The organism is Curtobacterium sp. 179-B 9B NHS, assembly GCF_045370965.1.
Lineage (GTDB): Bacteria > Actinomycetota > Actinomycetes > Actinomycetales > Microbacteriaceae > Curtobacterium.
Genome location: NZ_JBIQDQ010000015.1, coordinates 1 through 15349, shown reverse-complemented (window position 1 = coordinate 15349; position 15349 = coordinate 1). Strand labels below are relative to the sequence as shown.

Sequence of the window (15349 nt, the reverse complement as noted above, 5' to 3'; positions counted from 1 at the left end):
CATGGCGGCACTCACCGTGAGCGTCGTCTCGGCGGACCGTGAGGTCTGGACGGGCGACGCCACCATGGTCGTGGCACGCACGACGGAGGGCCAGATCGGCATCCTCGCGGGGCACGAGCCGCTGCTCGCCACCCTCGCGCAGGGCCAGGTCCGCATCACCCGGGCCGACGGCTCGACGGTGACGGCGGACGCCGAGGACGGCTTCCTGTCGGTCGAGCACGACACGGTCACGATCGTGGCGCGGCAGGCCGCGCTGGCATCCTGACCGGACTGACCGTCCTCCTCCCGCCGTCCGAGACGAAGCGGGAGGGCGGGGACACGGCACGCACCCTCGACCTGGGTGCGCTGTCCTTCCCGGAACTGGCCGACGAGCGGGCCGCGGTGATCACCGCGGCCCGCTCCGTCAGTTCCGAGGAGTCCACGGCACGGACGGCCCTCAAGCTCGGACCGAAGTCGGTGGCCGAGCGCCTCCGCAACCTCGAGCTCGACACCGCGCCGACACTGCCGGCGGTCGAGCGCTACACGGGCGTGCTCTACGACCCGCTCGACGCCACGGGCGCGGACGACGCCACACGTCGCTGGTGGACGGACCACGTGCTGGTCCAGTCCGCGATGTTCGGACCGATCGGTGCGGGCGACCACATCCCGGCGTACCGGCTCTCGCACGACTCGAGGCTCGGTGCGCTCCGGCTCGCGAAGCACTGGCCGGGACCGTCCAGCGACGTGCTCGGCGCTCGGACCGGCGGTCTCGTGCTCGACCTGCGCTCCGAGGGCTACCGGTCGCTCGGACCCGTGGACGACGCGGTCGTCCTACGGGTGGTCAGTGTCGACGGCGGCGGACGACGTCGGGCGCTCAACCACTGGAACAAGACGGCGAAGGGTCGACTGACCGCGCTGCTCGCACGGACCGGTGCGGACGTCGGCGACCCGGCATCGCTCCTGCGGTGGGCGGGCGAGCACGGCGTCGTGGTGGAGCGGACCGACGACGGCTGGGACCTGGTCGCGGAGAGCCTCGAGCCCGCGCGGGTCTGACGGCGGAGCAGCGCTCGCTCCTGCACAACCTCCCGGACGGCCGTGGCCGTCCACAGACGGGTCGGGGCGCGCCGGTCTGGAGGCGCTCCTCCCGTCACGATCTCGTGCATGACCTCGACGAGACACGGACTCCCACCCACCCTGGTGCGCTACCCGCGCGAGATCGCGGCCGCGGTCACGCTGCGTGCCGCCTGCGTCGCCCTCGTGGCGCCGGAGGCGGCGACCGGTGGAGGCACCGGCGCGGAAGCGCTCGCCCGACCGCAGGCGGTCGCGGTCGCGACGGCGTGCGGCGCCCTCGCGACCCGCTTCGCGCTGGTCGGCTTCCTGGCCGCGCGTGACCGGCCGGACCCCCGGACGGTCGTGCCGTTCGACCCGTTCCGCGATCCGACGCCGCCCGCGCTCGGCGGGTCGGGTCCGGAGCCGGACCGCGCGCGACTCCGGCTGGCCGGCGACCGGTGTGCCTCGGCATGGCGGACCTGGCGTGCGGACGGAGCCCCGGGCGGCGACGTCGCGGTGGGGGCGGCCGGTGCGCTGGCGCTGGGCGCCTGGTGCGCCTGGGCGCTCGGGTCGTCCGCCCGTGCGGAGGTCCGTGCCCGGCACGCCCTCGACTCCCGACCGGACGACCCCTTCGGGTGGTTGGTCCTGCGCGCGGTCCGGTCCGGCCACGGACCGGCGTGGGGCACCCCCACGGGGTCGACCGGATCGTCTACGGTTGGATGACCATGGTGCGGGAACCGGTGCGCGAGGACGACGACACGGTCATCCGTGCGCGCCCCGGTGCCCGACCGTTGCCGACCGACGCAGGTCGTGACCCGTCCCGCACGGGGAGCGCCGGCCTCCGTGCCCTCGGCGCCGCCGCTGCGGCCGCCGACGGTGCCCTCGACGACGATCCGTACGGCGACCCGTACGGCGACACGGTCGTCCGGCCCGGGCGCGGTGCGCGACCGGGGGCCGGGCCGTCCGACGAGGACACGGTCCTGCGCGCTCGACCCGGTGGTCCACCACCGGTGGCGCCGCCCGGAGCGGCAGCACCACGTGCCGGGGACCGGCCGCTCGTCCGACGGACCCCGTCGGTCCTCGTCGGCGGCCGGGTGGTCCGCCTCGACCGGCCCCTGGTGGTGGGTCGTCGGCCCGCCGCGCCGCGCGTCGTGGTCGACGGCGGGCCGGTCCTGGTGACCGTCCCGTCACCGAGCGGCCAGGTGTCGTCGTCGCACGTGCTCCTGCACGCCGAGGGCGAGGCCGCCGTCGTCGCGGACCTGCGGTCGACGAACGGGACCGTCGTCCGCCCTCCCGGCGCCGCGCCGTTCCGGATGACGGCGGGTGCATCGATCGTCGTCCTGACGGGTACGCTCGTCGAGATCGGTGACGGCAACGTCATCGAGGTCCTGTCGCCGCACCTCCGGGCCGGACCGGACGACGGCCTCCCACCGTTCCCGCCGACCCCGTGACGGACCCATCGTCCGGCACGCCCCTCCACTCCCAGAGAGCGACCCTGAAACCGTGACCGAACTCGGCCGAACTGCCACCGAGCACGCCATCGACGTCCCCGGCGCTGCCGGCACACCCCTGACGCTCTCGTGGGGAGCGGCGACCGACGTCGGTCGCCGTCGCGACCACAACGAGGACAGCTACCTCGTCGGCGCACCCTTCTTCGTGGTCGCCGACGGCATGGGCGGACACCTCGCGGGTGACCGGGCGAGCGACGCGGTCGTCCGTCGTCTCGACCAGGTCACCACCGGTGCCTTCACCAGCCGTCAGGACATCCAGCGCGCGCTGCTGCTCGCGACCGCCGACATCGAGCGCGCTGCCGGTGGCAACGCCCTCGGCGCCGGCACGACCGTGACCGGGGTCGCACTCGTCGCGTCCCACGGGCAGCCGGCAGCGCTGGTCTTCAACGTCGGCGACTCCCGCACCTACCGGATCGAGTCCGGCGCGCTCCGTCGGGTGACGATCGACCACTCGGTCGTGCAGGAGATGGTCGACGCCGGGCTGCTCCGGGCCGAGGACGCCGAGCAGCACCCCGACAGCAACGTCATCACGCGGGCAGTCGGCTTCGGCGAGCCCCCGGAGCCCGACTGGTGGACGCTGCCGCTCCGCGCGGGGGACCGTTACATCGTCTGCTCCGACGGCCTCACCAAGGAGCTCGGCGACGTCGGCATCGCCCGGATCGCGGCCCGGGTGCCCGCGGCACAGGCACTGGCGGAACGTCTGGTCGGGGACGCGGTGGTCGCCGGCGGTCGTGACAACGTCACCGTGGTGGTCGTGCAGGTCGACGCCGCACCGGAGGACTCCGACGTCGAGGACACCCTCCCGCGCCACTGAGCGTCGCACCGTACGACCACCCCCGAAGTGGGGGATGGTCGTCCTCCACAGGGACGCCCGCGGCCGCCGGCTGTCGGATCGCCCTTCGTAGAATGGCCTGGCCGCGACGAACGGAAGGGCCGGCCGCGGGCCGGGGAAGGGAACGACGCTGATGGCCCGACGCCTGCCGTCCGACCCGCCGGTGATCGCCGGGTTCACCCCCGTCCACGTCCTCGGCTCCGGGGGCTTCGCCGACGTCTTCCTCTACGAGCAGGACATGCCACGCCGGCAGGTGGCGGTGAAGGTGCTCCTCGACGAGGTCGTGGACGAGCGCGTGCGGCAGATGTTCCAGGCCGAGGCGAACCTGATGGCGCGGCTCAGCACGCACCCCGCGATCCTCACGGTGTTCCAGGCGAGCATCGCGGCCGACGGCCGTCCCTACCTCGTCATGGAGCTGTGCTCGTCGTCGCTCAGCCAGCGCTACCGACGCGAGCCGCTCCCCGTGTCCGAGGTCCTGGCCGTCGGTGTCCGCATCGGCTCCGCGCTCGAGACGGCCCACCGCGAGGGCGTGCTCCACCGGGACGTGAAGCCCTCGAACATCCTGCGCACCGCGTACGGCAGCCCCGTCCTCTCCGACTTCGGCATCGCCGCGACCATCGGCAGCGCCGACCCCGACGAGCCGGTGGGCATGTCCATCCCGTGGTCCGCGCCCGAGGTGCTGGGGGACGAGTCCCGCGGCACCGTCCAGTCCGAGGTCTACTCGCTCGCAGCGACCGTGTACTCGCTGCTCGCGGGGCGCTCTCCGTTCGAGGTCCCGGGCGGCAGGAACTCGGCGGCAGACCTGATGGACCGGATCGACAAGGGCGGCGTGGGGTCGACCGGCCGGACCGACGTGCCCCCGTCGCTCGAACGGCTGCTCGCGACGGCGATGGCCCGTCGTGCGGCTGCTCGTCCCGCCACCGTGATGGAGTTCGTCCGCGGGCTCCAACAGGTCGAGGCGGAGCTCGGGATCCCGCAGACCCCGGCCGACGTGGCGGTCGAGTCGTGGGCGGTGGCCACCCCGTCGTCGGAGGGCGACCGGACCGTCGTGCGGGAACTGCAGGCACCCTCGCGTGCGGCGGCCCGCCGACGGACACGGCGGGCGGTGCAGGGCGGGACGTCGGTCGGCGTCCAGAGCGTCGGCACCGTGCACCGCACCGGGTCGGCGACGATCGCGCGTCGCCGGAAGCGCTCGACCCTCGTGGTCGCCGGCGCGGCCGGTGTCGTCGTGGTCGCGGCCCTCGCCGTGGTGAGCGTCCTGCTCGTGACGCGCGCCGGCACGGGGTCCGTCCCGACGGTGCGCGACGTGACCGCACGCGGGGGAGGCGACTCGGTGTCCTTCAGCTGGGACGATCCCGGGCTCCGTGCCGGGGACACCTACGTCATCACGTCGGCCGGCGCGACGAGCCAGCAGACCGGCACCACCTTCGTCGTGTCCGGGGACCCCGGTACCGAGCAGTGCATCACGGTCGCGGTGAACCGGGACGGCAGGACGGGGGCCGCGAGTCCCGAACAGTGCGGCACGATCGGGAGCGCCGGGTGATCCGGGCGTTCCTCGCCGAGCACCGTTCCGCGGCGGTGACGGCCTGCGCGTCGATCCTCGTCGGCGCCGTCGTCGCGACCGCCGCGGTGGTGTCCACGGGGTACCACACCCAACGGGTCGACCTGGGGGACGGCACCGTCTGGGTGCCGTCGGCGGAGTACGGCGCCGTCGGGCGCGCGAACACCGGCGTGCTCGAGCTCAACACCGCCGTCGACACCCCGAGCGACGACCTCTCGGTCGTGCAGCGCGGCTCCGAGGTGTACAGCGTGGACGGCACGAAGGGCACCGTCGCGAAGGTCGACGTCGCCGACGCCACCGTGGGCGATGCCGTGACGCTGCCGGCGGGCTCGCCGCAGGTCTTCTTCGCGGGGGACACCGCGGTGGTCGGGAACGGCGACACGGGCGAGCTCTGGGCGACCCCGGCGGCCGAGCTGTCCGACTTCGACGCGTCCACGAAGGCCGACCTGAGCCTCGGCGCCGACGCCGTCCTCGACGCCTCCGACGAGCGGGTCGCGGTGTACTCGCCGCGCACCGGCCGCGCCTCCCTCGTCGACGTCGGCACCGAGCTGACCGTCGAGCGGCGGTGGGAGGTCCGGTTCGACCGCAGCCACGAGTTCCAGGTGGCGTCGTTCGGGGACCACGTCGCCGTGCTCGACCGCACCTCGGGGCAGCTCTCGGTCGACGGGGACAGCGTCGACCTCGGCGACCGCGTCGGTGGATCGCCCGCGCTGCAGCGGTCCTCGGACTCCTCGTCCACGGTCCTCGTCGCCGGGACGGCCGGGCTGGTGCGCGTCTCCGCCTCCGGTCAGGTGGACCGGACCGCGCTCCGGGTGTCGGGTCGAGCGGCACGACCGACCGTCGTCGGCTCCTGCACCTACGCCGCGTGGGCGGGCGGACAGGCGATGGACTCGTGTCGGGGCACCGGCCTCCAGCGGCTCGCGCAGACCGCCGACGCCGACGACCTGCAGATCGTGCACAACGGCGACACCGTCGTGGCGAACGACCCGCGCAGTGGGCGGTCGTGGGCCATCGGCCGCAGTGGACAGCTCATCGACAACTGGGCGGACCTGGTCGACCAGGACGACGAGCGGCAGCAGGAACGGGTGTCGGACGACGACCCGCAGGTGGACAAGGAGCAGAAGCCGCCCGTGGCGGTGGACGACGACCTCGGCGCACGACCGGGTCGCACGACCAGCCTGCCGGTGCTCCTCAACGACTACGACCCCAACGGCGACCCACTCGTCATCAGCGAGGTCGGCGACGTCCCCGACGGCCAGGGCAGCGTCGCCGTCGTCGGTGACGGCCAGCGGCTCCAGGTCTCGCTCACGGCGGAGGCCAGCGGCACGCTCTCGTTCCCGTACACGATCACCGACGGCAACGGCGGGTCGGCCAGCGCGACCGTCCGGGTGACCGTCCGCCCCGAGTCCGAGAACGAGCCACCGCGGCAGGTCCGGAGCACCTCGGCGGACGTCGTGCAGAACGGGCACGTCGTCACCGACGTGCTGTCGGACTGGGTCGATCCCGACGGCGACCCGGTCTACCTGGAGTCCGCCTCGGCGGACGGCGACCGCGTCTCCACGACACCGGACGGGCTGCTCGACTTCCGCAACGCGAGCGGTCGCACCGGTGACCGCAGCGTCCAGCTCGTCGTGAGCGACGGCCGCGACCCCGGCCGCGGATCGATGACCGTGCGTGTCGCCGCCCAGGGGAGCGTGCCGCTGCGCGCCGACGCGTTCGCCGTGCAGGGCTACGCGGGCAAGGCGTTCACGGTGACGCCGCTCGACCACGTCCGCGGGGGCAACGGGGCCGTCACGCTCACCAGCGTCTCCTCGTCGAGCGGCCTGACGGTCACCCCGTCCTACGACGCGGGCACGTTCCGCGTCCAGGGGGCCGGAGCGGGGGACCACCAGCTCGAGTACACCGTCACGGACGGCACGAAGACCGCGAGCGGCGTCGTGCGCGTCTCCGTGCTCGCTCCGCCCGACGCCTCGACGCCACCGATCACGACGCCGAAGACGGTGTTCGTGACCACCCTCTCGACGAAGGACACCGACGTCACCGCGACGGACACCGACCCGGCCGGCGGTGTGCTCATGGTCACGGCGCTCGACGGCCCCGGCCGCGGCAGCGGGGTCGAGGCGAGCATCCTCGACCAGCACGTCGTACGGGTCACCCTGACCGCGCCGCTCGACGCACCGGTGACCTTCGCGTACACGGAGTCGAACGGTCTGGCCAGCGCCACCGGGACGATCACCGTCGTCGAGATCCCGCGACCGGACCGCATCCAGCCGCCGGTCGCGCAGTCCGACTCCGCCACGGTGCGGGTCGGCGACGTCGCCGAGATCGACGTGCTGGCGAACGACACCCAGCCGGAGGGCGAGCCGCTGACGCTCGACCCGCAGCTCGTGCAGAACGTGCCCGGTGACGGCGGGCTGCTCTTCGTGTCCGGCGACCGGCTCCGGTACCTCGCCCCGGACACACCCGGCAACCACACCGCGGTCTACCGCGTCCACGGTCCGGACGGGCAGTACGCGGACGCGTCCGTCTCGATCTCGGTGCGCGAGCGTGACGCCGCGACGAACAACCCGCCGGTGCCGAAGACCGTGACGGCGCGCGCGGTCGCGGGGCAGGCGGTGCGCATCACCGTGCCGTTGAACGGCACCGATCCGGACGGCGACTCGGTGCAGCTCGTCGGGGTCGGCGACAACCCCGAGAAGGGTTCGGTCAGCGACGTCACCGCCGATGCGCTGACCTACGACGCCGGGGACTACTCCGCCGGGACCGACGAGTTCACCTACACGGTGGTCGACGCGCTGGGTGCCCGCGCGACCGGCACGGTCCGGGTCGGCATCAGCCCCCGTGCGGAGCAGGCATCGAACCCGGTCGCCCAGGCCGACCACGTCACCATCCGCCCCGGTGGGTCCGTGACCGTGCGCGTGCTGCAGAACGACTCCGACCCGGAGGGCGGGCAGCTGTCCGTCACCGCGGCCGAGCCGACCGCCCCGGGGGTCACCGCCGAGGTGCTCCACCGCAGCCAGGTCCGGGTCACGCCACCGCGTTCGGTGACCGAGGGCGACTTCGCGGTGCTCTACACCGTCACGAACGAGAGCGGCGGTTCCAGCACCGCGTTCCTGACGGTGACGGTCGACCGCGACGCCCCGCCGCTCCGTCCCGAGGTCGAGGACACCACGCTCGACCTGCAGGACATCCTGCGTCGCGAGAGCGTCACCGTCGACGTCCTGCAGAACGTCTTCTTCGCCGAGGGGTCGACCTCCCGCCTCGAGGTCGGGGTGGTCGACGGCTACGGCGACACCGCCCGGGTCACGAGCGACCGTCGGATCGAGATCCGGTTGACGGACGCGTCACAGGTCGTGCCGTTCTCCGTCACCCGGAGCGACCACCCCGACGTCGTCGCCTACGGGTTCGTCCACGTGCCCGGGTTCGACGACGCCCTGCCGCAGGTGGACCGCAGCGTGGGCGCGGTGACCGTGAAGAGCGAGGCCACCGTGCGCATCCCGCTCGACCGCTACGTGGTCACGGCCAACGGACGGACCGCGCAGATCACCGATCGCGGGACCGTCAAGGCGACGCACGCGAACGGGCAGGACCTCGTCGTCGACCGGTCCACGTTGCAGTTCGCGTCCTCGAAGCTGTACTACGGCAACGCGTCGATCTCGTTCGAGGTCACCGACGGGTCGAGCGCGAACGGCGGCAAGGGCCGCGTCGCGACGCTCGTGCTCCCGATCAAGGTGACACCCCGGTCGAACCAGCCGCCGGCGTTCACCGGGTCGTCGATCGACCTGCAGCCCGGTGACTCCCGCACCCTCGACCTGACGAAGCTGACGGACTACCCGTACCCGGACGACCTCCGGGAGCTCCGGTACTCGGTGGTCAGCCGCCCGGGCGCCGGTACCACCGCGACCGTGCAGGGCCAGCAGCTCCGGATCTCGGTGGCGGAGGACGCCCGGAAGGACACGACGGCCTCGATCGGCATCGGGGTGTCGGACGACGCGAACGCAGGGCGCGCCGGGGTGGTTCGGGTCGGAATCGTCGGTTCGACCAGGCCGCTCGTGCAGCCCGGGGCGGACCGGGCGGTCGTCGAGCGTGGCACGACCGCGACCATCGACGTCCTGTCGAACGACCAGGCGACGAACCCGTTCCCCGACCAGCGGCTGCGGGTCGTCGCCATCCGCGGACTCTCGGGCGGTCTCCCCGCCGGCGTGAGCGTGACGCCCAGCGCCGACCGGTCCCGGCTCCAGGTCACCGTCGGCGACCGTGCCCAACCCGTCGACGCGCACCTGCAGTACCAGGTCGCCGACGCGACGGACGACCCGTCCCGGTACGTCTGGGGCGACGTGACCATCGCCGTCCAGGACGCTCCCGACGCGCCGGGCGCGCCCACCCGGACCGGCACGTTCCAGGGTGGCCAGCTGACGCTGACGTGGGCCACCCCGCAGGCGAACAACGCACCGATCACCGGCTACCGGGTCCAGGGGACGAACGGCGTCGCGAAGGACTGCGGCACCGCGACGGTCTGCACCCTGACGGGCATCGACCCGTCCGCGTCGTACCGCTTCTCCGTCGTCGCTCGGAACGCCGTCGGCGACTCGGAGCCCTCGCCGCAGTCCGCGCCGATGAGCGCCGACTTCGTCCCGGCGGCGCCGAAGGGCGTGCGCGTCACGCCGAGCAGCGCGACGCCAGACCAGCTCGACGTCGCGTGGGACCGTGTCGCGACGCCGAACGGCGGATCGCCCGTCTCGAACTACGTCGTGTCCGTCCAGGGTCCGGGGCTGTCGACGACGAAGAACGTCGGGACCGCGACGAGCACGTCCTTCCCGGGCGCGCAGAGCGGCGCCGAGTACACGGTGCGGGTCTCCGCCCGGAACGCCGCCGACCGCGACGGCAGCCCGGTGCAGTGGAACGACGCGTCGGCCACCGGCTCGGCCGTCGGTGCCCCCGGCACGCCGGAGCTGTCGGCCACGGGACAGCCGGACGGTTCGACGACCGCGGTCGCCCTCAGCGCGTCCGAGGCCGACTGGGCCGGCGGGACCCCCGGTTGGCGCATCGCGAAGTACGCGGCGTCCACCCCGATCCCGTCCGGGTGCTCGACCGCCGGAGCCGAGAAGGTCTGGAACGGCTCGTCCGCGAACGACCGCATCACGAGTCAGTACCGCTACGTCGCCCTCGCCGACAACGGGCTCTTCTGCACGGCGTCGCAGCCGGCCAGCGTGCAGGGCTACCAGACGCCCGACGCCCCGACGGGCACGGTGAAGCGAGTGCAGAACGCTGCGACGCCAGCCAATTGGGATCTCGAAGTCTCGGCGGAGTCGTCGTCTCAGTACGTCTACTACTCGATGAACGGCGGCCCCCGGGTGCGTCTCCGAGAGCCGGCGTCCATCGGAGCCGGTACGGGCTACGGACTCGACACCACGGTGGTGTTCACCGCCTGCGCAACCGACGGTCAGTACTGCACCTCCGGCGGCGCGCAGAAGGAGACCGCCTTCACCACGCGCGCGTCCGTCGTCAGCGCGGTCGTCGGGCAGGCGCCGGTCATCAACCCGCCGGACAACAACGGACGCATCGCACCGGACGGCTACCGGATCTCGTACTGCCGACCCGGGCTGCTCGGGAGCGAGAGCTGCTCCGACACGAACCCGGAGACCGGCAAGGCGTGGACCACAGGCGACCCCGTCCCCGCGGGCTCCAGCGCGATCGTGGTGCAGGCGACCGTGAACGGGCAGCAGGACCGGACCGGTGCTCGCGGCGCCGTCACCACCCCGGACGCCGGCACGTCCGACCCGCCGTCCGGTACCGACCCGAGTACCTCCTCCGCAGGCTAGGGTCACGACCCGGCAGCGATCCCACCACCAGAACGAGGACCCCACCGCATGAGCATGACCCCCGAGCAGGCCGCCTGGTTCGCCGACGTCGCCGGACGGATCGTGACCAACGTCGAGCAGGTGCTCCTCGGGAAGACGTTCGTCATCCGCCTCGCCGTGACGACCATGCTCAGCGAGGGACACCTGCTCCTCGAGGACGTCCCCGGCACCGGCAAGACGAGCCTCGCCCGTGCGATGGCGCAGAGCGTGCAGGGGTCGACCAACCGGATCCAGTTCACCCCCGACCTGCTGCCCGGCGACATCACCGGCATCAGCGTCTACGACCAGCGCACGCAGGAGTTCGACTTCCACCGCGGACCGGTGTTCGCCAACGTCGTCCTCGCCGACGAGATCAACCGGGCCAGCCCGAAGACGCAGTCCGCGCTGCTCGAGGCGATGGAGGAGTCGACGGTGACCGTCGACGGCGTGAACCACCGCCTGGCTGCCCCGTTCATGGTCATCGCCACGCAGAACCCGATCGAGCAGGCCGGCACGTACCGCCTGCCCGAGGCCCAGCTGGACCGGTTCCTCGTGCGCACCTCGATCGGCTACCCGGACCACGCCGCCACCGTGCGGATCCTCGAGACGTCCTCGGCGCCGTCCGCCTCGGTGCCGCTGCCGAGCGTCGTCCCCGCAGCGACCGTGACCGAGATGGCCGCCCTCGCCCGCACGGTCCACGTCGACCCGACGATCGCCGACTACGTGGCACGCCTGGTCGACGCGACCCGCGCCGCGAGCGAGGTCCGACTCGGCGTCAGCGTCCGCGGTGCCATGGGGCTGATCCGTGCCGCACGCGTGTACGCCGCCGTGCAGGGCCGCCACTACGTCACGCCGGACGACGTCAAGGCCCTGGCCGTCCCGGTGCTGGCACACCGCCTGGTGCTCGACGCCGAGGCGGAGTTCGACGGGGTCAGCGCCACCAGCGTCGTGGCGCAGCTCCTCGTCGAGACCCCGCCGCCCGCCGACCGAGCGGCGTCGTGACCGACCGCCGTCCCGGCAGCACCAGGACGCGACGCGGCAGCACGAGGTCCCGTCGCGGCTCCGTCGCCGCCGAGCGGACGACGACGGTCGCCGGGCTCACGAACGTGCGCACCCGACTCGTCGGTGACCGCGAGGGCGTCGCCGCCGACGCCGTCGTCGGGGTCGCGAAGGCGTGGGCGACGGCCTGGAGGACCGTGCGGCGTCTGTGGGGCGAGGTCGCCGCGGTGGTCACCGGCCTGGGCTGGACGGTCGCCGTCGTCACGGTCGTCGCCTTCGCCGTGGGGTACCGCTTCGGTCTGCGCGAGGTCGTCGTCGTGGGCTTCGCCGGGGCGGTGCTCGCCGTCGTGGCCGCCGTCGCCCTCGTCGGGCGGACCCGGCTCGTGGTCCGGATGCGTCTGCCGCAGCACCGTGTGGCGGTCGGCGACGACGCCGGCGTCGTGGTCACCGCGGAGAACCCGGCCCGGTTGCCGTCGGTCCCGACCACGGTGGAGCTGCCGGTCGGCGACGGACTCGTGGACGTCGCCGTGCCGACCGTCGCCCCGGGTGGCGTGTTCGAGGAACAGGTACCCGTGCCGACGGTCCGGCGCGGGGTGCTCGACGTCGGACCGGTCACCGGCGTCCGGGCCGACCCGGTGGGGCTGGTGCGGCGCGAGGTCGTGTGGACCGCCCGCGAACAGGTCATCGTCCACCCGCGGACGATCGCGATCCCGTCGACGAGCACGGGACTCGTCCGCGACCTCGAGGGGCAGGCCACGACCGACCTCTCCCCGGCGGACATCGCCTTCCACGCCGTCCGCGAGTACGTCCCGGGCGACGACCCGCGCACCGTCCACTGGAAGTCGACCGCGAAGTCCGGCGCGCTCATGGTCCGGCAGTTCGAGGACACCCGACGCTCGCACCTGGTCGTCGCCCTCGCGAGCCGTCGGGCCGAGTTCGCGGACGACGACGAGTTCGAGTTGGCGGTGAGCGCTGCCGCGTCACTCGGGGCTCGTGCGGTCCGCGACGGACGGGACGTCTCGGTCGTGGTGTCCGAGCGCACGTCGGAGTACGCGAAGCGGCCGTCCTACGCGGTGCACCGGCTCGCCACCGTCACGCCGACCCGTCTGCTCGACGAGTTCGCGACCGTCGGGCTGTCCGACGCGTGCCTGCCCGTCGCGGAGGTCGCCCGGATCGTCGGGAACGACACGGCCGGCATCTCCGTCGCGTTCCTGGTCGTCGGGTCGACGGTCGGGCTCCCCGCGCTCCGGCTCGCCGCCACGCGCCTCCCCGTCGGGGTCGAGGTCGTCGCCGTCACCTGCGAACCGGAGGCCCAGCCCCGGGTGCTCCGGGTGGCAGGGCTCACCGTCCTGACCATCGGCTACCTCGAGGACCTCCGCCAGGCGTTGCACCGGACGGCGGCCGCCGCGTGAGTGCCGCACCCCCGCTCGACCGCCCGACCAGGGGCCGCCGCGCCACGCGCCGAGCGGCTCGCCGGCGCGCCCCGGTCCGCTCGGTCGGCGGCACCCTGGTCGTCTGGCTCCTGCTCGCCGTGGCGAGCACCGCCTGGTGGCCGGTCCACCGGGACGGGTCGATGGTGACCGCCGGCGTCACCGCCGTGGTCGCGGGCACCGCGGTCGCGCTGACCGGTGCACTGGGTCGGCTGCCGGCGGCGGTCGTCGGTGTCCTCACCGTGGCCGTCTTCACCGTGACCGGGGTGCCCGCCGCGGTCCCGGGGGAGTCGGCGGGGCTGCTGCCGACCGGACCCGGACTCGTCGACCTCTTCGCCGGCGTCGCGCTCGACTGGAAGCGGCTGGTCACCGTCAGCCTGCCGGTCGGGTCCTACGAGTCGCTGCTCGTCCCGTACTTCGTGACGACCCTCGTCGCCACGGTGACGGCCGTGACCGTGGCGGTCCGTGCCTCCCGGCCGGAGACCGCGAGCATCCCGGCGCTCGTCCTCTTCGCGGCGGGCGTCGTGGTCGGTCCGAGCCGTCTCGACCTGTCGGTCGCGACCGCCGTCGGCCTCGGCGGGATCGCGCTCGTGTGGGCGCTCACGGTCCGGCACGCGCGCCGGGCCGTCGCCGTGGCGACGACCGTCGGCGCCCGTGTGCCGGTGTGGCGGTCCGTCGCGCGTCCGGCGCTCGTCGGCACCGGGACGGTCCTGGCCGCTGCGGTCGTCGCGACCGGTCTCGGGTCGGTCGCCCCGCCGACGGTCGGCCGAAGCGTCGCGCGCACCGACGTCGTGCGACCGTTCGACCCGCGGGACGAGGTGAGCCCGCTCAGCGCGTTCCGGTCGTACGAGGAACCAGGTGCTGCCGACGCACCGCAGCTGCGCGTCACCGGGCTGCCGCAGGGCGGGTTCGTGCGCATCGCGACCCTCGACACGTACGACGGTGTCGTCTTCCGTGTGGGTGGCGACGACGGGTCCTCGGCCTCCGGCACCTTCGAACGGGTCCCCACGACCGTGGACGTGGGCGACGTGCGCGGCAGCGACGTGCGCGTCGGGGTGGACGTCGCCGCCTACCGTGGCGTGTGGTTGCCCACCGTCGGTGACCTGGAGTCGGTGACGTTCCGCGGGGCCGACGCCGAGCAGGATCGCCGGTCCTTCTTCTACGACCGCGCGACGTCGACCGGTGCGGTGGTCGGCGGGGTGGGGACGGACACGCGCTACGACCTCGAGGCCGTGCTGCCCGACCAGCCGGACGACGAGCAGCTCGCGTCGGCGCGTCCCGGGACCGCCGACGTGCCGTCGGCGACCGGGGTGCCGGACGCGGTGCGGGAGCGGGTCGAGTCGACGACCGCGGACGCACGGACGCCCGGCGAGGAGCTCGTCGCGGCCGTCCGGTGGCTCACCAGCACCGGGTACGTCAGCCACGGCGTCGGCGACGACCGGGCCAGCCGGTCCGGGCACGGCGCTGACCGGATCCAGGAGCTCCTCACCGCGCCGGTCATGATCGGGGACCAGGAGCAGTACGCGGTCGCCGCCGCGCTGATGGCCCGGCAGATCGGGTTCCCGTCGCGGGTGGTGATGGGGTTCACCCCGGGCGGGGACGTCCGGAGGTCCTCGTCGGAACCGGGTTCGGCGGCAGCCGGTCCGTCGGGCGGGGCCACGACCCTGCGCGGGTCGGACGTGACCGCGCGGGTCGAGGTGGACACCGCGCAGTGGGGGTGGGTCACCCTCGACCCGAACCCCGTCCTCCGCGAGATCCCGGACGAGCAGGACCAGACGCCGCAACCCGTCACGCGCCCGGAGACCGTCGTCCCACCGCCGCCCGTCGAGCAGCAGGACCAGGACCAGCAGGCCCCGCCGCAGAGCGACCGCGAGACACCGCCCGTCCCGCCGCTGTGGCTGCAGGTGCTGCTCGCAGCCCTGCCGTGGGTGCTCGCGACCCTCGGGTTCCTCGCGCTCGTCCTCCTGCCCTTCGCGGTGGTGCTGCTGCGCAAACGGCTGCGCCGACGTCGACGACGCCGCGCCCCGACACCGCGTGCCCGGGTCACCGGAGCCTGGGAGGAGTACCGGGACGCGCTGGTCGACCGCGGGCACGAGGTGCCGGGCGCAGCGACGCGGCGCGAGGTGGTCGCCGGCGCGCCCGGGCGC

General features: G+C 73.9%; 10 protein-coding genes. All 10 read left to right on the top strand.

The annotated features are described in order from the left end of the window. Nucleotide 1: 1 nt before the first annotated feature. Nucleotides 2–265 (top strand): F0F1 ATP synthase subunit epsilon, encoded by a 264-nt coding sequence (locus tag ACH0A8_RS12535; protein WP_058729238.1) that lies wholly within the window; start codon nucleotides 2–4, stop codon nucleotides 263–265. Beyond that, nucleotides 259–1032 (top strand): peroxide stress protein YaaA, encoded by a 774-nt coding sequence (locus ACH0A8_RS12530; protein ID WP_308301847.1) that lies wholly within the window; start codon nucleotides 259–261, stop codon nucleotides 1030–1032. Before ACH0A8_RS12535 ends, ACH0A8_RS12530 begins: the two co-directional genes overlap by 7 nt. Nucleotides 1033–1140: 108 nt before the next feature. After that, the gene (locus tag ACH0A8_RS12525) at nucleotides 1141–1752 is read left to right on the top strand and encodes a hypothetical protein (RefSeq protein WP_251155056.1); all 612 of its coding nucleotides are present in this window, start codon (nucleotides 1141–1143) and stop codon (nucleotides 1750–1752) included. A gap of 2 nt (nucleotides 1753–1754) precedes the next feature. After that, nucleotides 1755–2480 carry an FHA domain-containing protein gene (locus ACH0A8_RS12520; protein ID WP_406907304.1) on the top strand — a complete coding sequence of 242 codons (726 nt, stop codon included), beginning with the start codon at nucleotides 1755–1757 and terminating at the stop codon, nucleotides 2478–2480. Nucleotides 2481–2532: 52 nt separating this feature from the next. Then, on the top strand, nucleotides 2533–3354 hold the full coding sequence (locus ACH0A8_RS12515; RefSeq protein ID WP_406907303.1) for a PP2C family protein-serine/threonine phosphatase: 822 nt from the start codon (nucleotides 2533–2535) through the stop codon (nucleotides 3352–3354). A gap of 151 nt (nucleotides 3355–3505) precedes the next feature. Next, nucleotides 3506–4915, top strand: coding sequence for a serine/threonine-protein kinase (locus tag ACH0A8_RS12510; protein WP_406907302.1), 1410 nt, complete (start codon nucleotides 3506–3508; stop codon nucleotides 4913–4915). Beyond that, on the top strand, nucleotides 4912–10755 hold the full coding sequence (locus ACH0A8_RS12505) for an Ig-like domain-containing protein (RefSeq protein WP_406907301.1): 5844 nt from the start codon (nucleotides 4912–4914) through the stop codon (nucleotides 10753–10755). The genes ACH0A8_RS12510 and ACH0A8_RS12505 overlap by 4 nt, the downstream gene beginning before the upstream one ends. Before the next feature lie 48 nt (nucleotides 10756–10803). Then, the gene (locus ACH0A8_RS12500) at nucleotides 10804–11775 is read left to right on the top strand and encodes a MoxR family ATPase (RefSeq protein WP_066654604.1); all 972 of its coding nucleotides are present in this window, start codon (nucleotides 10804–10806) and stop codon (nucleotides 11773–11775) included. After that, nucleotides 11772–13184, top strand: coding sequence for a DUF58 domain-containing protein (locus ACH0A8_RS12495; RefSeq protein ID WP_251155052.1), 1413 nt, complete (start codon nucleotides 11772–11774; stop codon nucleotides 13182–13184). Before ACH0A8_RS12500 ends, ACH0A8_RS12495 begins: the two co-directional genes overlap by 4 nt. Continuing rightward, the coding region (locus ACH0A8_RS12490; RefSeq protein WP_406907300.1) for a transglutaminase family protein at nucleotides 13181–15349 on the top strand (2169 nt) is incomplete at its 3' end. The genes ACH0A8_RS12495 and ACH0A8_RS12490, both read left to right, overlap by 4 nt.